At 69.9% G+C, this 23,322-nt stretch carries 17 protein-coding genes; 7 read left to right on the forward strand and 10 right to left on the reverse strand.

Features of this window, described 5'->3' with window-relative positions:
- Positions 1-155: 155 nt before the first annotated feature.
- Together ACN469_RS24120 and ACN469_RS24125 are read left to right on the forward strand one after the other, a co-directional pair.
- Positions 156-1,382, forward strand: coding sequence for an ABC transporter permease (locus tag ACN469_RS24120; RefSeq protein ID WP_498771147.1), 1,227 nt, complete (start codon positions 156-158; stop codon positions 1,380-1,382).
- Between the two features lie 12 nt (positions 1,383-1,394).
- Positions 1,395-2,618, forward strand: coding sequence for an ABC transporter permease (locus ACN469_RS24125; protein WP_498771149.1), 1,224 nt, complete (start codon positions 1,395-1,397; stop codon positions 2,616-2,618).
- 92 nt (positions 2,619-2,710) lie between these two features.
- Here the strand turns inward: ACN469_RS24125 and ACN469_RS24130 are convergent, their stop codons facing one another.
- On the reverse strand, positions 2,711-2,869 hold the full coding sequence (locus tag ACN469_RS24130) for a hypothetical protein (protein ID WP_498771151.1): 159 nt from the start codon (positions 2,867-2,869) through the stop codon (positions 2,711-2,713).
- 175 nt (positions 2,870-3,044) lie between these two features.
- A complete protein-coding gene (locus tag ACN469_RS24135; RefSeq protein ID WP_498771153.1) occupies positions 3,045-3,863 on the reverse strand; it encodes a hypothetical protein in 819 nt (272 codons plus the stop codon).
- A 143-nt stretch (positions 3,864-4,006) separates the two neighbouring features.
- Here ACN469_RS24135 and ACN469_RS24140 point away from each other — a divergent pair, with 143 nt between their 5' ends.
- Complete coding sequence (locus tag ACN469_RS24140; protein WP_498771155.1) at positions 4,007-5,254, forward strand: phospholipase D-like domain-containing protein; 1,248 nt, start codon at positions 4,007-4,009, stop codon at positions 5,252-5,254.
- A 33-nt stretch (positions 5,255-5,287) separates the two neighbouring features.
- On the opposite strand, the gene ACN469_RS24145 is transcribed toward ACN469_RS24140, so the two are convergent.
- Positions 5,288-5,938 (reverse strand): hypothetical protein, encoded by a 651-nt coding sequence (locus ACN469_RS24145; RefSeq protein WP_498771157.1) that lies wholly within the window; start codon positions 5,936-5,938, stop codon positions 5,288-5,290.
- A 271-nt stretch (positions 5,939-6,209) separates the two neighbouring features.
- On the opposite strand from ACN469_RS24145, the gene ACN469_RS24150 reads away from it, so the two are divergent.
- The 3 genes from ACN469_RS24150 (at position 6,210) to ACN469_RS24160 (ending at position 9,388) form a co-directional block, all read left to right on the forward strand.
- The gene (locus ACN469_RS24150) at positions 6,210-6,746 is read left to right on the forward strand and encodes a GNAT family N-acetyltransferase (protein WP_498771159.1); all 537 of its coding nucleotides are present in this window, start codon (positions 6,210-6,212) and stop codon (positions 6,744-6,746) included.
- Positions 6,747-6,966: 220 nt separating this feature from the next.
- The gene (locus tag ACN469_RS24155) at positions 6,967-8,112 is read left to right on the forward strand and encodes a hypothetical protein (protein WP_498771161.1); all 1,146 of its coding nucleotides are present in this window, start codon (positions 6,967-6,969) and stop codon (positions 8,110-8,112) included.
- Positions 8,113-8,149: 37 nt separating this feature from the next.
- Positions 8,150-9,388, forward strand: coding sequence for a hypothetical protein (locus tag ACN469_RS24160; protein WP_498771163.1), 1,239 nt, complete (start codon positions 8,150-8,152; stop codon positions 9,386-9,388).
- Positions 9,389-9,657: 269 nt separating this feature from the next.
- On the opposite strand, the gene ACN469_RS24165 is transcribed toward ACN469_RS24160, so the two are convergent.
- The 7 genes from ACN469_RS24165 to ACN469_RS24195 form a co-directional block, all read right to left on the reverse strand.
- Complete coding sequence (locus tag ACN469_RS24165; RefSeq protein WP_498771165.1) at positions 9,658-10,581, reverse strand: hypothetical protein; 924 nt, start codon at positions 10,579-10,581, stop codon at positions 9,658-9,660.
- 63 nt (positions 10,582-10,644) lie between these two features.
- Entirely contained in the window at positions 10,645-11,955 is a 1,311-nt protein-coding gene (locus ACN469_RS24170; RefSeq protein ID WP_498771167.1) for a sigma 54-interacting transcriptional regulator, read from the reverse strand.
- A gap of 79 nt (positions 11,956-12,034) precedes the next feature.
- On the reverse strand, positions 12,035-14,860 hold the full coding sequence (locus tag ACN469_RS24175; protein WP_498771169.1) for a protein kinase domain-containing protein: 2,826 nt from the start codon (positions 14,858-14,860) through the stop codon (positions 12,035-12,037).
- Positions 14,861-15,061: 201 nt separating this feature from the next.
- Complete coding sequence (locus ACN469_RS24180; RefSeq protein ID WP_498771171.1) at positions 15,062-17,455, reverse strand: Ig-like domain-containing protein; 2,394 nt, start codon at positions 17,453-17,455, stop codon at positions 15,062-15,064.
- 234 nt (positions 17,456-17,689) lie between these two features.
- Entirely contained in the window at positions 17,690-18,079 is a 390-nt protein-coding gene (locus ACN469_RS24185; RefSeq protein ID WP_498771173.1) for a hypothetical protein, read from the reverse strand.
- 101 nt (positions 18,080-18,180) lie between these two features.
- Positions 18,181-20,574, reverse strand: coding sequence for a tandem-95 repeat protein (locus ACN469_RS24190; protein WP_498771175.1), 2,394 nt, complete (start codon positions 20,572-20,574; stop codon positions 18,181-18,183).
- Between the two features lie 353 nt (positions 20,575-20,927).
- The gene (locus ACN469_RS24195) at positions 20,928-22,574 is read right to left on the reverse strand and encodes a type VI secretion system contractile sheath domain-containing protein (protein WP_498771177.1); all 1,647 of its coding nucleotides are present in this window, start codon (positions 22,572-22,574) and stop codon (positions 20,928-20,930) included.
- A 186-nt stretch (positions 22,575-22,760) separates the two neighbouring features.
- Between ACN469_RS24195 and ACN469_RS24200 the strand changes: the two genes are divergently transcribed.
- The gene (locus ACN469_RS24200) at positions 22,761-23,171 is read left to right on the forward strand and encodes a hypothetical protein (protein WP_498771179.1); all 411 of its coding nucleotides are present in this window, start codon (positions 22,761-22,763) and stop codon (positions 23,169-23,171) included.
- The last annotated feature ends 151 nt before the right edge of the window (positions 23,172-23,322 follow it).

Here is a 23,322-nt window from a genome sequence, read left to right on the forward strand (position 1 = left end):
TGCTCCGGCTCCCTGGGAATCCCCCGGGTGGAATTCCCGGGGGTGCTGCGTGGGTGGAAATCTCCGTGCAATCATCACCCCGCTTCCGGCGTAGGGCGTGGTACCGGAGCGTGCCGCCGGTGCGGCGCCACCGCCGACGCGAGAGGGTGTTTCACGTGAGCATCAGGGTCGACGTGTGGGAGGGCGGGCGCATCGCGCTGTTTTCGCTGCGAGCCAACCGCCTGCGGACGGTGCTGACGACGGTGGGGATTGGCGTGGGCGTCTGCACGCTGCTGGCCATCGTCGGCATCATCCAGGGCATCAACCAGTCCTTCGCGGACCAGCTCGCGCAAATCGGCGCCAACACCATCCAGGTGTCCAAGTTCCCCTGGGCCATGGGCGGCGACTGGTGGGAGTACCGCAACCGGAAGAACCTGTCCGTGGACCTGCTGCCCGCCATCCTCCAGTCCTCGGAGCACGTGGTGGCGGCGGCGCCCGTCTTCTTCGACCGCGCGGAGGTGCGCTTCCTGGACCGGCGCATGGCGGCGGTGACGGCGATAGGGACGACGGCGGACTACTCCATCATCTCCTCCTACACCGTGGACAAGGGCCGCTTCCTCACCGACGCGGACGTGAACACGCGCTCGCCGGTGGTCGTCATCGGCGCGGAGCTGACGCGCACGCTGTTCCCCGGGCTGGACCCCGTGGGCCACCGCATCCTGCTCGCGGGCAAGCCGTACCGCGTGGTGGGCACGCTGGAGGCCAAGGGCACCGTGCTCGGGGAGAATCAGGACACGACGGTGCTGATTCCCTACCGCACCTTCCAGGAGCAGTTCGGCAAGCGCAACTCGCCCAACATCATGGTGTCGGTGGACTCGCCCGAGCACACGCTCGACGTGGTGGACCAGATGACCCCGGCGCTGCGCCGCGCGCGAGGGACTCCGCCCGGTATGAAGGACGACTTCGCCATCAACCGGCCCGAGCAGCTCGCCAACATGTACGCCCGGCTCACCGGCGCGCTGTACGGCGCGGCGACGGGCGTGGGGCTCATCACTTTGCTGGTGGGTGGCATCGGCATCATGAACATCATGCTGGTGTCGGTGCGCGAGCGGACGCGGGAGATTGGCGTGCGGCGCGCGCTGGGGGCGAAGAAGCGCACCATCATCATCCAGTTCCTGCTGGAGGCCTCCAGCGTGTCCGCCGTGGGCGGCGCCCTGGGGACGCTGGTGGGGCTGGGGCTGGCCAAGACGGTGTCGTTCATCACGCCGCTGGCGGCGGCGGTGGAGCCGCTGACGGTGGTGGCGGGCGTGGGCTTCGCCGCCTCGGTGGGCCTGCTGTTCGGCATCTGGCCCGCGGCGCGCGCGGCGAACCTGGACCCGGTTGAAGCGCTTCGCCACGACTGAGGAGACACCGCGATGATGGCCTTGCTGGACACCTTGCGGCTGGCGTTCGGGACGTTCGTCTCCAACCCGCTGCGCTCCTTCCTGACGCTGTTGGGCATCGTCATCGGCGCCACCACGGTGGTGGCGATGATGGGGCTCATCGAGGGCCTGCGGAACCAGGTGAACGAGAACCTGTCCGAGCTGGGCGCCAATTGCTTCCAGGTGCAGCGGCTGCCCTTCGGCGCGGGCAACCTGACGCTGGCGGAGCTGTCGCGCCGGCCCCGCTTCACCTTCGAGGACCTGGACGCCATCCGCGAGCTGCCCTCGGTGCTGACGGCGGCCGGCGAGGACTCCAAGGGGGGACAGAAGCTGTCCACGCAGCAGCGCGAGACGCGCGCCAACATCGGCGTGTGGTCCGGGACGCCCGAGTACTTCCAGACGAACTCCGTGGTGGTGGCCACCGGCCGCGCCTTCACGGACACCGAGTATCTGGATGGCCGACGCGTCGCGGTGATCGGGCCGGACCTGGCGGACACGCTGTGGCCGGGGATGGAGCCCCTGGGGCAGACGTTCCGCCTGCAGGGCCGCAACTTCACGGTGGTGGGGACGACGAAGCGCAAGGGCAGCTTCCTGGGCGGTGGCGGCCAGGACAACACGGTGATGATGCCGCTGACGGCGTTCCGTCCGCTGTACGGGCTGAACAACTTCCGGGTGAGTGTGCAGGCGCACTCGGCGGAGGTGCTGAAGCGGGCGCAGGACGAGGTGACGGTGCTGATGCGGCGGCGTCACGGGCTGAAGCCGCTGGAGGCGGACGACTTCTTCGTGTTCTCCAACGAGAGCTCCACGGAGATGTTCAACAACATCTCCCAGGTGATTTCCGTGGCCAGCTTCGGCGTGTGCCTGCTGTCGCTCCTGGTGGGCGGCATCGGCATCCTGAACATCATGCTGGTGGCGGTGACGGAGCGGACCCGGGAGATTGGAATCCGCAAGGCGCTGGGCGCGAAGAAGCGGCGCATCCTCGCGCAGTTCGCCACGGAGGCGGTGGTGCTGTCGCTGACCGGCGGTGTGCTGGGCGTGCTCCTGGGAGTGGGGCTGGCGCACCTGGCGCGCTGGGTGCTCGGCCTGCCCACCGAGGTGCCGGGCTGGGCGGTGGGCCTGTCCCTGGCGATGAGCTGCGGTGTGGGGCTGGGGTTCGGAATCTATCCGGCTGCTCGCGCCGCGAAGCTGGACCCCGTGGAGGCGATGCGCACGGAGTAATGCGCCACCCGAAGTCCCGCTGTGTCCCATGAAAAGGGGCCCCGCCCGCGTACAGCGGACCGGGCCCCTTTCTCGCGTCTAGGCCGCGAGGACTACGGGCAGGGGCCGGTGCAGATGAGCTGGCCGGTGATGGGGTGCTTGTAACAGAACGGGGCGCACTCGGACTTGGGGGCCTCGGTCGTGAAACCGGTGGTCACACCAAAGACAGCAACGAGGGCAACGGCAATGCGGAGATTCTTGAGGGCCGACATGGGGTGTGTCTCCAGACTGCGTGTCTGTACGGCCCGGCAAGGATGGTATTGAATGTAATTAATAACAACTAAGAAATCGGGGATAGCGCTGCGCGTGTGGTCTTGACGGAAAGACTCACACGGAGCGAGGTAGTGAAACATCGCGGCTCACCGCGGTGATTTGGCGCGCCTGTAACTATCGAGTGTGCTGGTTGGAGCGAGGGCCGCCGCCGGCCCATTGGTAGCCGAGCGTCGCGCCTGTGCCGATGAGGGCGAGGCCGATGAGGGAGCGGGCGCTCTTGAGGCGGGTGCTGGGTTCGGCCAGTCGGGTGAGCAGGCCGTCGACGGCGATGGCGAGCAGGGTGCCGGTGGCCGCGCCGCCGAGGGCTCCGAGGTACGCGTCGGTCCGGTCCTGGCTGCGTCCGAAGGCGACCTCGCCCATGCCCCAGGTTCCGAGCGCGGCGAGCGGCGGGGTGAACAGGAGTCCCCCGGTGAAGGCGGCGACCTCCAGGTCCATCCAGCGCGCGGCGCCCGGCGTGACAGGCCTCATGAAGAGCAGCCGCGAGGGCAGGTAGCCCGCGAGCATTCCCGCGGCGCTCTCGGCGGCGGTGGCGCCCAGGCGTGTGTCACCGCCGACGCGCGTCGCGCCCCACACGCCGCCGAGCGGGAGCAGGGCCAGTCCTCCGTGCGCCACCCAGGCACCCGTGGACAGCGGGAGGTCTTCCCGCGTGGGGAGGACTGGGACACCGCTCATGCCGGGCAGCCGTGTGCCCTCGGGGCTGGAGGTGTCGGCGCGGAGGGTGAGGGCTCGTCGTGGCTCCGCGTCGTGCCGGAGCGGTGTGTCGGCGGCGAGGCGTCGCGGTGTGTCGGCGGCGAGGCGTCGCGGTGTGTCGGCGTGTGCGGAGGTGGTTCCCAGCAGGAGCGCGAGGGAGCCGATGCTCAGGAGGAAGCGTGCTCTCGGAGGAAGTCTTGGCATGGGGCTCGCGGGCCGGGTGCGGACGGGGAGGGTGCTCACGCGTGGGCCCTGGCTCCAGCGGGTGAGGGGCCCGAGTGCCCTGCGTCGCACACTGTGCTCGTCCCGAGGTGTTGGCGGATGGACGGCCCGGCGTGTGTCCGGTGGCAGGTGCCGACCTGGAGGAGAGCCACTAGCTTCGGGCGGTGAAGCTGGCCTGCTCCGTGCTCGTCGCGTTGCTCGTCGCCGGGTGCCCTGCTCCGAACCATCGGCATGACCTCCGGCTGCGCACGCTGCCCAACAGAGAGGGTGAGACGCGCTCGCTCGCGTTCTTCCAGTCGCTGGGGGTGCCTCTGTCCCCCGGGCATGGCGTGGAGCTGGTGGAGAACGGGCGCGTCTTCGACGTGCTCGAGGCGGAGATTCGCGCCGCGCGCTCCAGCATCCACATCGCCAGCTACATCTGGCGTCCGGGCGAGCCGTCGGAGCAGCTGGTGCGCGCGATTCGCGAGCGGCATCCCGGGGTGGCGTGTCGCGTGCTGGTGGACCCCTTGGGCAGCATCAATTTCGAGCCGGTGGGGCTGGTGCTGGCGAACGCGGGCTGCGAGGTGCGCACCTTCCGGCCGATACAGGGCGCGTTCGCGTCACTCGATGCGGCGCGCATCAAGACGCGCATGCACCGCAAGCTGGTGGTGCGTGACGGCGAGGTGGGCATCACCGGGGGCTTCGGCATCTGGAAGAGCTGGCTCGGCGACGCGCAGGGCGAGGACTTCTGGCGCGACATGAGCGTGCGCGTCGAGGGGCCCGTCGTGCGCGACATGCAGGTGGCCTTCGCCCAGAACTGGCAGGAGGCGGGCGGGGACTTCCTGCCGGTGGAGGCGTTTCCGGAGCTGGCTGTCCGGGGTGGGGCTCGCGCGGGCTTCGTCGCGAGCACGCAGAACCGGTTCCTCTCCGACGCGCGGCGGATGACGTTGCTCACCATCGCGGCGGCGCGGCGGCGGCTGTGGATCTCCAACTCGTACTTCATCCCCTCCGAGGCCATCAGCGACATGCTGCTGGAGAAGGTGAAGCAGGGCGTGGACGTGCGGGTGGTGGTGCCCGGGCGTCATCACGACATCGCGCCGGTGCACTCGGCGCAGCGCGCGACGTATGCGCGACTGCTGGAGGGCGGCGTGCGCATCTGGGAGTACGAGCTGTCGATGCTGCACTCGAAGACGATGCTCGTGGATGAGGACCTGTCCGTGGTGGGCTCGACGAACCTGGACCCGCTGGCGCTGAGCACGTCGGACGAGTGCTCGCTGGTGGTGGAGGACGAGGCGCTGGCGGCCCAGCTCGCCGCCGCGTTCGAGAAGGACCTGCGCCACTCACGTGAGATTCACTGGGATGGCTGGCGCAGGCGCGGCCTGTTGCAGCGCCTGGGCGAGCAGCTCCCCGGCTTCATCGGCGACTATCTCTGAGCCATCCGGGGCGCGCGGCGCGGGGCGCTCCGGTCAGAAGCGGAAGGTGGCCCCCATCTGGACGAGCGGCTCCACCGCGTCCTCGTTCTCGACCTTGTCCACGATGTCGCTGCCCGAGCAGGACCAGAAGAAGCAGAGGTCGGGCGGGCGCGTGGTCTCTGTCCGGAGATGGGTGGACTGCGCTCCCGCGCCCAACGACACGAGCCACCTGTTCCCCAGTGGGTGGGAATAACCCACGAGCCCCGCCAGCGACTTGCGGGTCGCCTCCGTGTTGTTGTCCACGTCGATGAGGGTGTAGCTCGCCTGCGCCGACATGAAGAAGCCATGGAAGGTCTGCTCGCTGCCGAGGAAGACGCGGCTGCCGACCTGGAAGCCGATGGCGTTGAAGTCCAGGCCTGCATGCGGGCCGCCGTACACCGTGAGGTGGGGCAGCATCTGCCGCTCCATGTTCACCACGAGGGCAGGGGTCTCCGCGAAGCCCGCGTCCACTCTGTGCGAGTGGCCGCGAAGCCCGATGTTGAGCGCGGTGAGCCACGACGCGGGGCCGTGGCTCAAGTCCTCGCTACGGTGGCTCGTGTCCTCGCTGGGGAGCGGTGGGGCCGAGAGGTCGTCCTGGGCGAACGCCATGAGCGGAGTGGTGACGAGCCCCGCGAGGATGCCGAGTCGACGGAGAGGGCATTTCATGGCGGCGCCCCAAGGCAAGCGCTATGCCGGATGTAAACACGCGAGATGACGACATCCGGGGTGTGTGGCTTGCGCAGCGTTCTGCACAAGTGCGAAGTCCCCCTCGCCTCGCCGCGACGTCCCGGTGGCAGGTGCTTCGCCTCACGAGACCTGGGCTCCGCGTGAAACAATTCCGTCGGTCTCGCTCGACCCGCTCACGTGCGCCTCGACCTCCGCGTGGGGGAAGCCCGGAGTGAGACACGTCACGCGCGCGCATGGTAATGGCTGACGCATGAGCATCCGTGACTTGGTGGGTAGGGCCGTCATCCGCGAGGTGCGGCCCGAGGATGACGTGGCGGTGGGGGAGCTGCTGGTCGAAGCCTTCACCACCCAGTACGCGAAGAAGCTCCCCGACGTCGTCTACACCGACGAGCGCAAGCGGGAGCTGCGGGATGTGGCCGCTCGCCGCAAGATCGCCTCGCTGCTCGTGGCCGAGCTGGATGGCGAAGTCGTGGGCACCGTGGCGCTCTTCCCCCCTGGCGCTCCTGGCTCCGAAGCCTGGCTGCCTCGCGCCGCGGACCTGCGCGGACTGGCCACCGCCGTGAAGCTCCATGGCGCCGGTCTGGCTCAGCCCCTGCTCGATGCCGCGGAGGCGCTGGCTCGACGCTGGGAGGTCGACGCCGTGTGCCTGCATGTGCGGCGCGGGGCGACGGGCGTCGCTCGCATGTACATGGCCCGTGGCTACGCGCGCGAGCCCTCGGGCGACCTGGACCTGCCCTCCGTGTACCTGGAGGCGTATGTGCTGCGCCTGAATCAGACGATGCACTAGGCGAGCCCCCGGGCCTGATGACAGCGGTCATCAGCCCCCCGACGTCTGTCATCAGCCCCGCCCCTGTTTCGGGCCTGGCCTCACGTGTTTCCTCCGTGGTTCCAGGGACTTGGCTCGCGGCCTCCTGCATGGAGCCCCTGGCACACCATGTGCTCAAGGGTCCTGCATCGGCGGACCTCACCCGGTCCCTTCGCCACCCATCCCCCCGAGGAACATCGTCATGGCGCTCTCCCCCATCTCCCGCCCCGTTGGTTCCTTCCCGGCTCCCTCGCTGTCCCCCCGCGCGGAGCAGTCGTCGCAGGCACTTCCCCCGCGCACGAAGGAGTCCTCGGTCCAGTCCCTCTTCCAGAAGGACGGCTTCGAGGCCGCCGGGGGCCTCAAGAGCGCCGAGGGGCTCCAGCAGCTCGTGAAGATGCTCGCCTCGCAGGTGCAGGCCCTGGGCGAGCTGGCGCAGGCGCTCGGAGTCGACAAGGGCGGCGCGGGCAAGCTCGGCGACATGGGTGCCCAGCCTCGCGTCGGCGGAGCGCGGAGCCCGGGCGTGCAGGGTGAGGGCGCGCCGAGCTTCGGCGGGCTCGACGGGGCCCAGCAGGCCGGGCTCTCGTCCTTCGACGGCGGAGTCCCGGACCTGGGCGCGGAGGGCGCGGACTTCGGCGGCATCCCGGACCTGGGCGCCGAGAGCAGCATCCCTGACTCCATGCTCCCCCCGATGCCGGGCGCGCCCGTCTCCGCTCAGAAGGCCCTCGCCAGCACGCCCACCGAGCAGCCCGCCCTGGGCGGCGCGCCCGTCGACGCGAGCCAGAAGGCCGCGCAGTCCAACGGCGTGAAGAAGGACGGCAACACCCTCACGCTCAACAACGACGGCAACAAGCCGATGACCGTGAACTTCACCCCCAACGCGGGCGAGAAGGCCGTCGACTCCATCACCCTGCAGCCCGGCGAGAACCGCACGGTGAAGTTCCCCGAGGGCTGGTCCGGCAACTTCCGCACCGACACCGGCGACGGAAAGAACGCCACGCTGGGTGAGGTGAAGTTCAACGGCGGACACGGCCAGACGTACTACGACGTCAGCTACATCGAGGGCCACAACACCGCCATGACGATGGCCCCGGAGAGCGGCGGCCGGAAGTCCGGCACGCTCGACAACCTGCTCGCCTCCGCCCCCGACGCCGTGAAGGCCAAGGGCGCGGACGGCTCCGCGTACGGCATCAAGAAGACCACCACCTCGGATGTGCAGGACTCGTCGGTGGTAGACTTCTTCCGCAAGCACGTCGGCGCGGACCAGGGCTACGTCATCCCCAAGGACGACGCGAGCACGCTGGGAAGCGGTGACAGCAACCTCGTTGTTCACTTGAAGAACCTGACCTGAGCCGCCTCGACGCTCCCGCGTCGACCCCCTCGACCCCATGAGCGTCCGCTGGCCCCAGAATGTCCCCCGACCCGGTGCCCCCGCTCCTCGGCAGGCCCGGGAGGAGGCCGCTCGCGAGCAGGCCAAGCCCGCTGAAGCCAGGTCCTCGAACAAGCCCACCGCGAAGGGCCCCACCACCGGGAAGCCGGCGACCCCAGGACGCGCCGGCGCCCGCCCCCCCGAGGGCGAAAAGGACAGCGCGCAGGGTGGAGTCCATCGCGATGGGATGGACTCCGGCACCCAGCGCGGCTCGGCGGAGGGCCTGGCTGGTGGCTCCCCTCGTGGCACTCCGGAAGGGCTGGCACCCGGTACCGCCCGAGGTGCCACCTCCGCCTCCCTCAACGCACAGTCCACCCCGAGTCCCGCGCAGGCGCAGCAGCTCCCGGACGCCGCGAAGCTCGCGCGTCAGGCGCCCACCGCCTCCCCCGAGTCCCCGCGCGAGCGCGACGTCGCGGAGCAGGGGCCTCGCGAGGAGGCTCGCGGTGCGCTCGATGGTCGCGCCATGTTGCGCGGCGCCGTGCTGGAGCGGCTCGTCCGAGGGCTCGCCGAAGTCGAACAGAAGCTGGCCACGTTCCTGGAGAACCCCGGTCGCCAGGGCGTCGTCACCGTCCCGGTGGTCCTCAGCGAGAGCTCCATCACGTTCGAGTTCTGGAGGCTCGTCAGCGTCGCGTCCGACGACCGGAACTTCCTGTGCCACTCGCTCGGCTTGCCCGCCACCGCGGACGACGCGCTGCTGCTCCAGACGCTCCGCGAGGAAGTCCACGCGGCCTTCGACGAGTTCCAGCGCTCACCTTCCGGCAAGCAGTCCCGCGCGCGCTACGAAGAGGTGCTGGCCCGCTACGAGGCGGCGCGAATCCAGCCCGTCATCTCCGGCCACGACAGCGGCCCGCTCGTGGCCGAGTGCGCCCGCCTCAACCTCCCTTGCGAGCTGGGTTTCACCCGCTCGCTGCTGCTGTCTCCGTTGCAGCTCGCGGTCGCGCTGTTTCCGGAGGAGGGAACGGCGACGCAGGTGATGGTCGCCGGCCTGACGCTGCCGCAGCTCGGCGCGCTGGTGGGCCATCTGCGCCGCCTCAACCCGATGCTCAACAACGCGCAGGTGCGGCAGTTCCTGCTGCGCGCCGCCACGGACCTCAAGAACGCGCTTCGCAAGCCGCTGGGTGACGCGGAGGTGGAGCGCGTGCAGGAGCTGGCCAGGCAGCTCTTGAGACTCCAAGCCATGGCGATGCTCCACGTCTGAAGTCGGCGCGGCGCGGAACGTGGCGCCCCAGCTCCGTCACGGCGTCGAGCTGCACGGACACGAGCAGCGCCTCGGTCTCCGCGCGCTCGGCCTTCGACTCCCTCCATCGACACGAGCAGCGCCTCGGTCTCCCGCGCGCTCAGCCTTCGACGCCCTCCACCGACACGAGCAGCGCTTTGGTCTCCCGCACGCTCGGCCGTTGACTCCCTCCCCCCGGCGCTCCGACAGCGCGATGCGCGTCGGGCCGTGAGGGAGGTGCCCGGCTCAGCTCAGGAAGACTCGCGGGCGTAGTTCGCCTTGGCCCGGGAGCCGCCACCCTCGGTGTTGCCGAGCGCCGCGGCCTTCTGGCCACCCTGCTCCGCGCGCTGCGCCTCGGTGGTGCCCTCGGCCTTCTCGACGACGAGCATTCCGCCGCTCTGGTGCTCGCGCCAGCTGGTGCCCACCGCGTCCTCCAGCTCGCCCGCCTCCAGGGAGACGCTCTTGCCGGTGCCAGGGTCCTTCACCTTGTACTTGCCCTGCTCGTCCTTGCCCTCGACGGTGACCCAGTGCGCGCGGCCCTTGCCCGCGTCCTTCGCCGTCGGGTCCACCTTGTTGGAGTCCACCAGCACGGCGGCCTTGCCGTCGCGCTTCAGGGCCTCGTCCATCATGCCCCGGTCGAACGAGGTGGCGCTCTGGGTCACCTGCGCGCCCTCGTGCGCAATCATGTTGGACAGCTCGTGCGCCGTCGTCCCGCCGCCGTCCGTGAAGCGCGACTCCAGAGCGTCCATCGCCTCTTCCTTCGTGGCGGCGCCCTGCGTCTCGGTTCCGCGCGACTTGCCCAGCATCATCGCCACCGCGGAGCCGCAGTTGGAGTCCTTGGTCTGCTCGACCACGGAGGCGTCCTTGTCCCAACCGCCAATCTCCGGCGCGGCCTGCGTCTGGGACAAGTCACTCACGCAGCCGACGGCGTTGGCCGTGGCGGGAGAGGACTCACCCGAGGTGGCGGTGGCGGCGGAGAAGAGGTTCGTCAACGCGCGCCCGATTGCCTCCTGCGCGGCGAACGTGTCCGAGGGCGCCTCCACCGGCGTCGCGGCGGACGAGGTCTGCTTCTGGGCCTCCACGGCCTGCCCCTCGACGGGGATGCGCGGTACACCGGAGCGTGACTGCTCGACGACGGTGGTCCGCACCAGATTCGGGGGGAGGCTGACACTCACGGGGGGGCTCCTGGGCACAAGGGGGAGTGTGGACCCCCATCCTACCTGGAAACCGGCCCGGCGTTAAGTCTCCCGCCCCGCATCCAGCTCGTGCTTGCGCAGGAGTTTCTTCAAGTAGACACGGTCGATGTCCGCCTCTCGGGAGGCCCGGGAGATGTTGCCCTCGCAGCGCTCCAGGAGGTTCTTCAGGTAGTCGCGCTCGAAGCCCTCGATGAGCCGCTCCTTGGCCTCCTTGAAGGGGAGGTCCAGTTCGACCTTGTTGCCCCCCTCTCCGGAGGACTCCAGGTCCGGCAGGGCCTCCTCGCCCAGGCTCATCACCTGCTCCACCACGTTGCGCAGCTCGCGCACGTTGCCGGGCCAGGGGTACTGGGCGAGCAGCGCGCGCGTCTGGTCCGACAGCGCGCTGGGCGGACGGCCCGTCGCCTGGAGCATGTGGTCGATGAGCACCGGGATGTCCTCCGGGCGCTCGCGCAGGGGCGGCAGGCTCACGCGCAGCACGGCGAGCCGGTGGAACAAGTCCCGGCGGAACTTCCCCTGCGTCACCGCCTGCTCCAGATTCACATGCGTGGCGGCGACCACGCGCATGTTCACCGTCTGGTAGTCGTTGGCGCCCACGCGCTTCACCTGCCGACGCTCCAGCACGCGCAAGAGGCGGGGCTGGAGCTCCAGGGGCAGCTCGCCCACTTCGTCCAGGAAGACGGTGCCGTTCTGGGCGCGCTCGAAGGCGCCCGCGCGGTCTCCCTGCGCGCTGGTGAAGGCGCCCTTCACGTGGCCGAACAGCTCGCTCTCGATGAGCGTGGGGGGCACGCCCGCCAGGTCCACGATGACGAAGGGGCCCTTCTTGCGCGGGCTCTGCTGGTGGATGGCCTCCGCGCACAAGTCCTTGCCGGTGCCCGTCTCACCCTGGATGAGCACGTCCGCGCCGCCGGGAGCCAGTCGCTCCAGCAGCGTGAAGGCCTCGCGCATCTTCCGGCTGTTGCCCACCAGCGCGCCGAAGCGGTCCTTGGAGGACAGGAGCACCGAGCGCTCGCGGGTGTCCTCCGCCATCAGCTTCAGCTCGGTGGTGCCCAGGGTGATGACGATGCCGGGGCGCAGCTCCAGGGACGTGAAGCGCAGCCGCTCGCAGAAGGAGCCGTTGTGCGAGTCCAGGTCCGTGGCCAGCACGTGCTCGTCATGCACCTCCAGGCGGAGGTGCTGGCGCGACACGGCCTTGTCATCCAGGACGATGTCGCACGTGGGCGCCTTGCCCATCGTGTAGGTGCCCTGCTTGAGCGGATGCACCTTGCCGGAGTCAGGGCCCGAGAGGACCTTGAGCACCATCTTCACCTGACCGGCACGGCCTCGCGTCAGCGTGGCCGTGGCATCCAGGTTCATCTCGTCGTCATCCGGCGGCACTGACACAGCCGGGACGGTAGCACGGCCCGGGGAGGCCGCCACCCGTCAGTCGCGAGTCTCACTTCCTCCGAGAGCGAGCAGGCGCGCGGGCGGGTTTCTGGGGCGCGGGCGGGGGCAGGGCCGCGAGGAAGGTGTCCACCTCTCCCACGCGCTTGTCCATGCCCGCTTCGGTGAACCAGCCCCGGGCGCGAGTGGCCTCGCCCCGAGCCTCCGGCGACTGGCCCGACTTCACGAGCGCCTTCGCCAACGCGAAGCCGGACACCGCCAGGTCCTCCGGCGGCGCCGAGGCGAACGTCACCGCCAGACGCAGGGGCTCCATCGACTCAGTCACACGTCCGAGGCCCAGCAGGGCCTGTCCCACGCCGTCATAGGAGGGCTGGAGCTTCTCGTCGTCCGCGGGCAGCGCTTTTCGCTTGAGCGCGAGCGCCCGCTCGTAGGTCTTCAGCGCGTCCTCGAAGCGGCCCATGTCGAGCTGGCACATGCCCACCTCGTCCAGCGCCTCCGCGAACTTGGGGCTGTCCGCGCCATAGATGGCCTGGAAGATATCCGCCACGGCCTGCGCATGCGGCAGCGCCTTGTCGGCCTGCTTCAGCTCGCGCAGCGTCAGGGACAACAGGCCATGGCGCCGGGCCACGTCCGGGTGCAGGGGCCCCAGGGCGGAGGTGGTCTTCTGGAGCGCGTCCTCCAGCAGCGCCAGCGCGCGCGTGGAGTCTTTGAGCTCATGCACCACGTGCGCGAGCAGGAACGTCGTCCGCACCCGCTTGGGGTGCTGCGCGGACAGGGACTTCTCGTAGAGGGCGCTGGCCTCCTCCAGGCGCGCCTTCGCCTCTTCATACAATTCCTGCGAGATGGCGAGGTTGGCCTGGTTGACGCGCACGTCGCCCAGCAGCACGGAGTCTCCGCCCATCCGCTCCAGCGTGGCCTCCGCCAGCGAGCCCCAGCGGGCCGCGGGCTCGAAGTGCTTCAGCCCGTCCTCCACGAAGAGCAGCTTGTTGAGGGCCGTGACTTTCAATCGGTCCGCGTGACCGGCCTCCGCGTCGAACACCGCGCTCGACAGCAGCTTCGCGGCCTCGGGCGACTCGCCCACCTGCTCCAGCAGCCAGCCATTCAAGAAGCGCGTCTCCGCGCGCAGCGGCAGATAGCCCGTGGCCTCCACCGGCGCGACGAGCGCCTTCACGGCCTCCAGCGCCTGCGGGTGCTTGCCGGCATCCATCCGCGCGCGGACGTGGGAGAGCTTCTCCTCCAGCGCCTCGATTTCCGCGCGGCGCTGAGGGTCCGAGGGCAGGCGCTGCCGCTCCGCCAGGGCCTCCGTGTCCTCGCACTCCGACAGCGAGGGCAGGGCGAGCGCTGCGTCCAGGGACTTCTCCACCAGGGCCGCGTCCGCGCTCGACAGCAGCTCCACCGTGGCGTGGAAGTCCTTGCGGCGGCGCTCCAGACACACGAGCTGCCGGTCCAGCTGCTCCTCGGGTTTGACGCCCTGCACGCGCGTGGCCTCACACGCCTGCACGCGCTGGAGCTTCCACGTGTCGGCGTATTCACCGAGCACCGTCGACACGCTCCGCGCCATGCCTTCGGCGAAGGGCTTGCCCGTGGCCTGGAACGCGGTGGTCAGCTTCTCGCTCGCCGTGGGAGACCACTCCGCGTCCATCTGCGCCCCGGCATCCACGCACACGCGCGACTGCTGCCACGCGGCGCCGCCCGTCAGCGCAACCGTCGCCGTCAAGGCCCCGGCGGCCGTCAGCCACCTGCGGCGCAGCGTCCGGCGATGCTCCTGGGAGAGGGCCTCGAGCAGCGCGGCCATGGACGGATATCGCGCGCCCGTCTCCAGCGACAGGCCGCGCAGCACGGCGTCTCGCACCCACCCAGGCACCTTGGTGTCGCGCGGCGGCTCGCGCACGGCGGGCGCCGGCATCGTCGAGGCCGAGGGCGCCGAGGTGGGCCGCTGCGCGCCCAGTGACTCGGTGCGGTCCGACTCGGCGGTGACGGCGGTGCTGGAGAAGGCATACGCCCGCAGGCTGCCGGGCTCGAAGGGGCGCGCGCCGAAGAGGGCACCATAGAGCGCGGCGCAGAAGCTGAACTGGTCCGTGCGCCCGTCCAGCGGCTTGCCTCCGAACTGCTCCGGAGACATGTAGTTGGGCGTGCCCACCAGCAGGCCGTGCTCGGTGAGCGTCGTCTCCAGCATGCGCCGCCCGGACGAGGTGGCCAGGGCCTCCTCGGGCAGGGGCTCTTCGGGGACCGGTTCGTCGCCCATGGTGCGCGCGAGGCCGAAGTCCGTCACGTAGACGCGGCCCGCGCGGCTCACCAGCACGTTGGCGGGCTTGAAGTCGCGGTGCACCAGGCCCGCGGCGTGCGCGGCCTCCAGGCCCCGGCCCGCCTCGATGTAGCGCGTCACGATTTCGCGCCAGGAGCGCGGCGAGGCCTTCAGCCACGAGGCCAGCGTGCCGCCGTCCACCAGCTCCATGGCGACGAAGACCTGGTCGCCCCACATGCCCACGTCGAAGACGGGGATGACGTTGGGGTGGGAGACGCGCGCCATGGCCTGCGCTTCTCGCAAGAGCCGCGAGCGGGCCTCCTCCGAGTGGTCATGACGACCATCCGGATGCAGCAGCTTGAGCGCCACCTTGCGGTCCAGGTCCGGGTCATAGGCGGCGTACACCACACCCATGCCGCCCTGGCCCAGCCGCCGCAGCAGGAGATAGCGGCCAATCTGGGAGAAGGGGGGAACGGCGCGGCGTGCCTCGTCGGGCCCCGTACCGGAGAGGTCGTCCTCCCTTGGGCCGGTGCCCTGGGGGCCAGTGCCCACGGGGCCGGTGCCCAGGTCTTGCGTGCCGGTGCCCTCCGGACCCGTGCCCGCATCCCGCCCGCCTGTGTCTCTTCTCGTCATGTCTGGCGCACCTCGGGGGCGGAGTGTAGCCAAGCTCTCGCCGCAACCCGAGTTCTCCGCCGCCGTGCGTCAGCGCCTGCCTGCCTGAGGACCAGAAGTCGACAGGCTCCTCGGAGTCAGGAGCCCGACCGTGGCGTGGCCCCACCCACGGCGAACGGGAGGCGCGCCTCCCTCACGAAACGGGAGGCGCGCCTCAGGGACTCAGTACACCACCACCGAGGCGTAGACGCTGGTGCCGTTCGTGTAGGCCACCAGGGCTCCGCCGTTCGACGGGAGCGCGGCGACGGCTGGCACGGAGCCTGGACCCACCGTCCTGGCATCCGTGGCCAGAATCACGGAGGCCCCCACGAGCATCCGGTCCAACTGGATGTTGCCTGTCCCGCGCTGGGAGGCGATGTACGCGTTGCCGAGTGCGTCCGCGTCAATCGTTCGGATGGGACCGGGACCAACGTCCGTGGGGAGGCCCGGCACCTGGGTGCTCGTCCCTGGCGCGGACACCGGGATGACGTCCACGTTGTCGTCCCCGAAGGAGCCTGTGGTGTAGATGAAGCCGTTGGAGCCCGTCCAGTCCGAGAAGAAGGCCTGCCCCGGCGGGGAACTCAGCGGGCCGAAGGTGGTCCCTTGGTCGCTGCTGCGGCGGATGCGGAAGGAGGGGTCGTCGCTCACCGAGAAGACATCTCCGCTGATCTTGTCCACGATGACGTCGAAGAAGGCATTGTTCTGGTCCACGTCCGTCACGATGAAGTCGTTCGCGCCTCGCGCGAAGTTCCGGAGGACGCGCACCCCTACGCCGCCTCGCGAGACGGAGATGTAGAGGGCGTCGCCCCTGGAGTCCAGACTGAGGGTGGGGTTGGCCGCCGGGCTGAGGACTCGCGGCGCTTCCCAGGTCGCTCCCGAGTCGACGGTCCGGGTGAATATCAGCACGCCCGGACTCGCCGTGGCCGCGACGTAGGCGACGCCCGTGGGGCCGCCTTCAATCGCGACCTCCGCCGCGTTGGTGATGCCCAGGGGAGTGGGCCCCACCCAGGTGAAGCCACGGTCCACGCTCACGCTGACATGGACCGCGCCACCGCACGTCATGACGGCGTAGAAGCGCCCCAGCGCATCCACCGCCACCTTGCGCCCCGTGTTCGAGTTGGCGGTGGTGCAGTTCAGCGTTCCGCTGATGAGCGTGGGGGGCACATTCGAGAAGGCATCCAGCTGGCACGTGGCGTCGCAGCCATCCCCGGGCGTCGTGTTGCCATCGTCGCACTGCTCTCCCACGATGCTGTCGACCAGGCCGTCGCCGCACACCTCCACGCCCTGGCAGTCCGCGCGGCAGCCGTCCCCCGCGACGCGGTTGCCGTCGTCACACACCTCACCCGAATCGACGGAGCCGTCGCCGCAGACGGGCGGCCCCCGGACGGTGAGGGTGATGGTGGCGGTATTGGAGGTCAGCGCGCTGTCGCTGGCCGTGAAGGTGAACGAGTCCGCCCCCTGGAAGTCCGCGTTTGGCGTGTAGAGCAACGAGGCGCCCGTCCCGGACAGGGTTCCGTTGGCGGGAGGAGTCGTCACGTTGAACGTGAGCGCATCCCCGTCCACGTCGGTGGCCACCAACGTGATGGGCGTCGACGTGTTGTAGTTCACCGTCACCGAGGCGGAGGCAGCCACGGGCGCGTCGTTGACCGGAGTCACCGTGACGAAGATGGTGGCCGTCGCCTGCTTCTTGCCGTCGGAGACGGTGACCTGGAAGCTGTCCGCTCCGTAGAAGTTCGCGTTCGGGGTGTACGTCACCGAGGCCCCCGAGCCAGTGAGCGTGCCATTGCCAGGCGTGGTGTAGGTGAAGGTTAGCGCGTCGCCATCCGGGTCCGTCGCGGGGACGGTGATGTTCACCGAGGTGTCCTCGGGAGTGGTGGCGTGGACGTCCTCGACCGTGGGCGCTTGGTTGTTGTCGCAGACGCTCGGCTGCCCCGTGCAGGTGTAGCCCGGCTCCACCTGGCAGACACTGTTACAGCCGTCTCCGGAGAGCTGGTTGTCGTCGTCACAGACTTCGGCCCCGGCAATCACCCCGTCACCACAGAAGGGCCGGATGGACGTCTCCACCGCGTCCACCTGGTAGACCCCGAACACCGTGCCCCGCAGGCGCACGTAGCGATAGGGGTAGTTCCCGGGGTAGCTCACCACCGCGACATGGGTCCCCAGGCCCATGTGCAGCGGGCTGGAGGCGACGACCGTCCTATCCGCCTTCAGGAAGTCCACCTGGGCCACCAGAAACACCGACAGGCCCCGGTAATAGACGCGCAGGTCTCCGGTGCCCTCCTCGCCCTGTCCCAGGTCCAGCACCAGCGCCGAGAGCAGGGTCGGTATCGTCGCCCGCTGCCCGTCCGGTGCGCCCAGCGCCCTGTTCGGGGTGAGCACCGCCGGCGTGGTGCCCGGCGCCACCGCGTCCGCATACAAGTCCCACGGCGGCGCGAGCTCCTGGCTCACCTGTGTCAACGCCTCATCACTTCCAGGCGCTGCCTCTTCGTCGAGGGGCTCTACCCCGCAAGCGCCCAGCAACAACACCAGCGTCGCCCCCAGCCCCCACGACAGCGAGGCCTGTGTACTGCTTCTCATTGGATGTCTTCCCCAGAAAGCAGGATGAAACCCGGCATGGGCTGTCCCCCTCATGGAATGAATCACATCCCTTGTCACAGCCTATGTATCGGCGCGCAACACGCGGATGGGGCAACGTCGTCCGGCCACCATCCACCAGGTACTCGGGTACCATGAAAACAAAAGTCCCGGACAGGCACCCGCACGCCTCCGCGTGTAACTTGATTCCAGACGCCGTGCTCGCAACGTCTGACTTTATTGCCTCGATGCGGGGCGCCTCGAATGGGTCAGGCGCGCAGCGGCAGGGTGAAGGCGAGCTGGAAGCGGGTGCCGGCGTGCTCGGGCCGGACGGTGGCGGTGACGCCGTCGAGAAGATGGAGGCGACCTCCGCGTTGCCGGAGCCGGGAGCTGGTCCCTCACCCAGGTTGCGAAGCGGACGATGCGGCCGGTGAGCACCTGGGCCGGAAGAGGCACCGTGGGCGCTCCCGCCAGCAGCACCGTGTCCGCGTTGCGCCCGCTGCCCAGGCCCAGCACGCCCTTCTCCTCCAGCTTCGCCAGCGCGCGGATGGGCAGGAAGACCTCGGTGGGGATGGGCAGGCCCTTCTCGCGGCCGGAGGGAAGCTCCCGGTTTTCCTCCAGGCCCAAGGCCAGCTCATCCGGCCGACCGTGGCGTGGCCCCACCCACGGAGACTGGGAGGCGCGCCTCCCTCACGAACAGGGAGGCGCGCGTCAGGGACTCCGTTGACTCAGTACACCACCACCGAGGCGTAGATGCTGGTGCCGTTCGTGTAGGCCACCAGGGCTCCGCCGTTCGACGGGAGCGCCGCGACCGCTGGCGCCGCACCCGGCCCCACCGTCCTGGCATCCGTGGCCAGAATCAGGGGGGCCCCCACGAGCATCCGGTCCAACTGGATGTCGCCTGTCCCCCGCTGGGAGGCGATGTACGCGTTGCCGAGTGCGTCCGCGTCAATCGTTCGGATGGGACCGGGACCAACGTCCGTGGGGAGGCCCGGCACCTGGGTGCTCGTCCCTGGCGCGGACACCGGGATGACGTCCACGTTGTCGTCCCCGAAGGAGCCTGTGGTGTAGATGAAGCCGTTGGAGCCCGTCCAGTCCGAGAAGAAGGCCTGCCCCGGCGGGGAGCTCACCGGGTCGAAGCTGGTGCCCTGGTCGCCGCTGCGGCGGATGCGGAAGGCGGGGGAGTCACTCACCGAGAAGACATCTCCGCTGATCTTGTCCACGAGGACGTCGAAGAAGGCATTGGCCTGGTCCACGTCTGTCGCGCTGAAGTCGTTCGCGCCTCGCGCGAAGTTCCGGAGGACACGCACCCCTACGCCGCCTCGCGAGACGGAGATGTAGAGGGCGTCGCCCCTGGAGTCCAGACTGACGGTGGCGTTGGCCGCCGCGCCGAGGTTTCGCGGCGCCTCCCAGTTCGCTCCCGCGTCGACCGTCCGGGTGAACAGCACCACGCCCGGGCTCGCCGTGGCCGCGACGTACGCGACGCCCGTGGGGCCGCCTTCAATCGCGACTTCAGCCGCGTTGGTGATGCCCAGGGGAGTGGGCCCCACCCAGGTGAGGCCACGGTCCACGCTCACGCTGACATGGACCGCGCCACCGCACTTCATGACGACGTAGAAGCGCCCCAGTGCATCCACCGCCGCCTTGCGCCCCGTGTTCGAGTCGGCCGTGGTGCAGTTCAGCGTTCCGCTGATGAGCGTGGGGGGCACATTCGAGAAGGCATCCAGCTGGCACGTGGCGTCGCAGCCATCCCCGGGCGTCGTGTTGCCATCGTCGCACTGCTCGCCCACGATGCTGTCGACCAGGCCGTCGCCGCACACCTCCAGGCCCTGGCAGTCCGCGCGGCAGCCGTCGCCCGCGACGCGGTTGCCGTCGTCACACACCTCACCCGAGTCGACGGAGCCGTCGCCGCAGACGGGCGGCCCCCGGACGGTGATGGTGATGGTGGCGGTATTGGAGGTCAGCGCGCTGTCGCTGGCCGTGAAGGTGAACGAGTCCCCTCCCTGGAAGTCCGCGGTCGGCGTGTAGAGCAACAGGGCGCCCGTCCCGGACAGGGTTCCGTTGGCGGGAGGAGTCGTCACGGTGTACGTGAGCGCGTCCCCGTCCACGTCCGTGGCCGTCAAGGTGATGGGCGTCGACGTGTTGTAGTTCACCGTCACCGAGGCGGAGGCGGCCACGGGCGCGTCGTTGACCGGAGTCACGGTGACCGTGATGGTGGCCGTCGCCTGCTTCTTGCCGTCGGAGACGGTGACCTGGAAGGTGTCCACTCCGTTGAAGTCCGCGTTCGGGGTGTACGTCACCGACGCCCCGGAGAGCGAGAGCGTGCCATTGCCAGGCGTGGTGTAGGTGAAGGTTAGCGCGTCGCCATCCGGGTCCGTCGCGGGGATGGTGATGTTCACCGAGGTGTCCTCGGGGGTGGTCGCGTGGACGTCCTCGACCGTGGGCGCCCGGTTGTTGTCGCAGACGCTCGGCTGCCCCGTGCAGGTGTAGCCCGGCTCCACCTGGCAGACGCTGTTGCAGCCGTCTCCGGAGAGCTGATTGCCGTCGTCACAGATTTCGACCCCGCCAATCGCCCCGTCACCACAGATGGACCGCAGCGACGTCTCCACCGCGTCCACCAGATAAATCGCGAGCGCGCCCCGCAGGCGCACGTAGCGATAGGGCTTGTTGCCCGGGTACGTCGCCACCGCGATATGCGTCCCCAGGCCCAACTCGACGAGGTGCAGCGAGCTGGAGCCGATGAGGGTCCCATCCGCCTTCAGGAAGTCCACCTGCGCCACCAGCGCCAACGACAGGCCATGGTAATAGACGCGCAGGTCGCCGGTGCCCTCCTCGCCCGCGCCCAAATCCAGCACCAGCGCCGCGTTGAGCAGGCCCAGGAGCGTCGCCGCCTGTCCATCCGGCGCGCCCAGCGCCGCGCTCGCGTTGAGCACCGCCGCATTGGTGCCCGACGCCACCGCGTCCGCATACGGGTCCCAGGTCAACGAGGCTTTGCTCGTCGAGGCCCCATCGCTCTCTTGTGACACCCCATCCCGCGGGGACTCCACACCACAGGCCCCCAGCGACAAGGCCAGCGTCAGGCCCAGCCCCCACGACAACAGCGCCCCAAAACGGCTTTGCATTGTTTGTCTCTCCCGAGGTGCGGGATGAGGCCCGGAATGGACAGTCCCCCCTCGTGGAATGCACGACACCACTACGCACTACCGACAACTCAGCGCGCAACACTCGGATGGCCAGCGTCGTCCGGCCACCAATCGACAAGCACTCAAGGGCCATGGACACCACGGTCCCTGGCATTCAGCGCATCCGCCCGCCTTCGCGAATCGAGACGGGGGCTGTGGCTGTGAATGATGGAGTTGCGTCAGTTTCGTTGAAAATGTTCAACCGCGACCGTGCTTCGCGTGCTCCTTGAAGCCAGACGCCGTATACGCGACGTCTGGCTTAATGCCTATCGAAATAAGGCCTCAAGGCCCCTTCAGGCGCGCAGCGGCAGGGTGAAGGCGAGCTGGAAGCGGGTGCCGGCGTGCTCGGGCCGGACGGTGGCGGTGACGTGGACGCCGTGGCCGTTGCCGGTGGAGATGACCTCGCCCTTGAGCTGGCCGTCCTCGGTGGCGCCCCGGAAGAGGAAGACCTCCGCGGCCTGCGAGAAGATGGAGGAGACCTCCGCGCTGCCCGAGCCGGGCGGCAGCTGGTCCCTCACCCAGGTCGCGAAGCGGACGATGCGGCCGGTGAGCACCTGGGCCGGCAGCGGCACCGCGTAGCCGCCGCCGTACACCGTGGGCGCCCCCGCCAGCAGCACCGCGTCCGCGTTGCGCCCGCTGCCCAGGCCCAGCACGCCCTTCTCCTCCAGCTTCGCCTGCGCGCGGATGGGCAGGAAGACCTCGGTGGGGATGGACAGGCCCTTCTCGCGACCGGAGGGAATCTCCCACGTCGTCGGGGCGCGCACGCCTCCGGCCTGGCCGAAGATGCGCGCGAAGGCGCTGGTGTCGCGGAAGCTGGACGCGAGCATCGCCGCCACCGCGAGCGCGGGGCTGGTGAAGGCCGCGCGCTTCGCCCGGGCCTCGCTGGCCACGACGACGCGGTTGACGACGGCGCACAGCCACCGCGAGGACTCGTCCTGGCGCAGCTCCGTCCACGACTCGGAGACCTGCTCCCGGCCTTCCTCCAGGCCCAGGGCCAGCTCGTCCGGGGACAGGCCCAGGAGCGACGGGGCCACGGCGGCGACGATGGGGAGCTGCGCGCTCTCGCCCATCGCGGCCAGGCGCGCCAGCACCGCGACGTCATCGTTCGTGTCCACCACGAAGACGGCGTCGGGCCGGTCGAACGGGTCGCTGGAGAGCGCGTCGTCGAGCGCGCCGAGCAGGTCTCCCCGGCTCACGTCGAGCACCTCCACCGCCATGCCCGCGGACGTGGGGCACTGGTCCACCAGCCACTTGAGGCCGCGCCACGCGGACTCCAGCCGCGCCACCGGCTCCGCGATGAGCACGTCGTTCGCGCAGCGCAGCACCGTCTCGTCCAGCAAATCCCTCACGGACTTGCGCGCGGCGGTGGCGGGAGCGGATGTCGAGGAGCCCGAGGCCGGCGCGCGCGGGTTGAGGGCCTTCACGAACGCATCGACGGCGCGGGACGCGGTGGCGGGCGAGGGGGGCTCGGGCTGGTTGAGCAGCGCCTCCACCAGGGCCGCGTCATCCGACGAGGCGGGCGCGGGCGTCGGTGTGGGCGGCGGCGGAGGTGCCGCGTCACGCAGGACCGCGGCCACCGCTTCGGGCAGGCGCCCCGGTCCGGTGATGGCCTCCACGCGCTTCGCCGCCTCCTCGGGCGACAGGGCGGGGGTGAGCTGGTCGCGCAGCGCGTGCAAGTCGCGCAGCGCGGGGATGCGGGTGAGCACGTCGGCGACGCCGAAGTCGCGCAGGCGCTCGAAGGACAGCTCCAGGGCGCGGGTGTCGTCGGCGCCCAGCCGGTCCGGCACGATGAAGCGCACGTGGCTGGCGGCCTTGGCGAGCTCGCTGGCGAAGGTGTCGGAGCTCACATGAAAGCGACGGCCCGAGGGTGTGGAGGAGAACGCTCCCGCCACCAACCACCGCACGCGAGCACCCTCGGCACTGCTTCCGCTCTGACTCATGCACCGCCCCATCCGTGAGTAAGGCGCCGCACATTAACGCGAGGGAGGTGTTCTCCGCGAAGGCATGTCAGGGCATGGCATTTCGCCAGGGCTACAGGGCTGGGTCCCGGAGCCCGGCTGCGGGGTTTCCCTCACACGCCCGAACCCCTTGCATCACTCCCACCCACGCGTCAGCCTCCACCCGCCATGTCCATCCGCAAGGACTACATCGAGCGCCTCGTCGAGCAGTTCGCCGCCGCCCTGGCCCGCCTCCTCAAGACCCGCCAGGAGCAGCGCTTCGCCGAGGCGGCCGGGCTCATCCGCTCCACCGCGCTGGACACGCTGGGCATGGAGTACGACGCCCTGCTGATGGTGGACGCGGCCTCTACCTCCCGGATGCTCGGAGACCCCCTGCGGGTGAAGCTCCTGGCCCGGCTCGTGGCCGAGGATGGAGAGCTGCGCCAGGACCAGGGCGACACGGCGACCGCCACCGCGCGCTTCCACTATGCGCTCGCGCTGTATGCCGAAGCCCGCGCCCTGGGCCGTCCCCACGACGACGAGGACACCGCCGTCCTCACCCGCCTGCGCGCCTGGCTGGGCCCCGCCGCCCGCGCTTGAAAGATTGCACTCCCACCTGAGTCCACTCACACCCCTGGCAATCCATGACGCGTCGCGGCCTCCATGACGCCATGCATTGAAGTCAGGTGAAGCCTCGCGAGGGCGGGTCCTGTTTCCGACAGGGAAGGGCTCGGGTGCCGGACACTCGGCT

It is taken from the genome of Corallococcus terminator (assembly GCF_049194865.1).
Taxonomy (GTDB): Bacteria; Myxococcota; Myxococcia; order Myxococcales; family Myxococcaceae; genus Myxococcus; species Myxococcus terminator_A.

Excerpts from the sequence above, each read along its gene's own strand:
- ACN469_RS24150 (WP_498771159.1), top strand. The coding sequence starts at position 6,210 with ATGAGCATCCGTGACTTGGTGGGTAGGGCCGTCATCCGCGAGGTGCGG.
- ACN469_RS24155 (WP_498771161.1), top strand. The coding sequence starts at position 6,967 with ATGGCGCTCTCCCCCATCTCCCGCCCCGTTGGTTCCTTCCCGGCTCCC.
- ACN469_RS24175 (WP_498771169.1), bottom strand. The coding sequence starts at position 14,860 with ATGACGAGAAGAGACACAGGCGGGCGGGATGCGGGCACGGGTCCGGAG.
- ACN469_RS24125 (WP_498771149.1), top strand. The coding sequence starts at position 1,395 with ATGATGGCCTTGCTGGACACCTTGCGGCTGGCGTTCGGGACGTTCGTC.
- ACN469_RS24180 (WP_498771171.1), bottom strand. The coding sequence starts at position 17,455 with ATGAGAAGCAGTACACAGGCCTCGCTGTCGTGGGGGCTGGGGGCGACG.
- ACN469_RS24145 (WP_498771157.1), bottom strand. The coding sequence starts at position 5,938 with ATGAAATGCCCTCTCCGTCGACTCGGCATCCTCGCGGGGCTCGTCACC.
- ACN469_RS24170 (WP_498771167.1), bottom strand. The coding sequence starts at position 11,955 with ATGAACCTGGATGCCACGGCCACGCTGACGCGAGGCCGTGCCGGTCAG.
- ACN469_RS24195 (WP_498771177.1), bottom strand. The coding sequence starts at position 22,574 with ATGAGTCAGAGCGGAAGCAGTGCCGAGGGTGCTCGCGTGCGGTGGTTG.
- ACN469_RS24190 (WP_498771175.1), bottom strand. The coding sequence starts at position 20,574 with ATGCAAAGCCGTTTTGGGGCGCTGTTGTCGTGGGGGCTGGGCCTGACG.
- ACN469_RS24200 (WP_498771179.1), top strand. The coding sequence starts at position 22,761 with ATGTCCATCCGCAAGGACTACATCGAGCGCCTCGTCGAGCAGTTCGCC.
- ACN469_RS24160 (WP_498771163.1), top strand. The coding sequence starts at position 8,150 with ATGAGCGTCCGCTGGCCCCAGAATGTCCCCCGACCCGGTGCCCCCGCT.
- ACN469_RS24130 (WP_498771151.1), bottom strand. The coding sequence starts at position 2,869 with ATGTCGGCCCTCAAGAATCTCCGCATTGCCGTTGCCCTCGTTGCTGTC.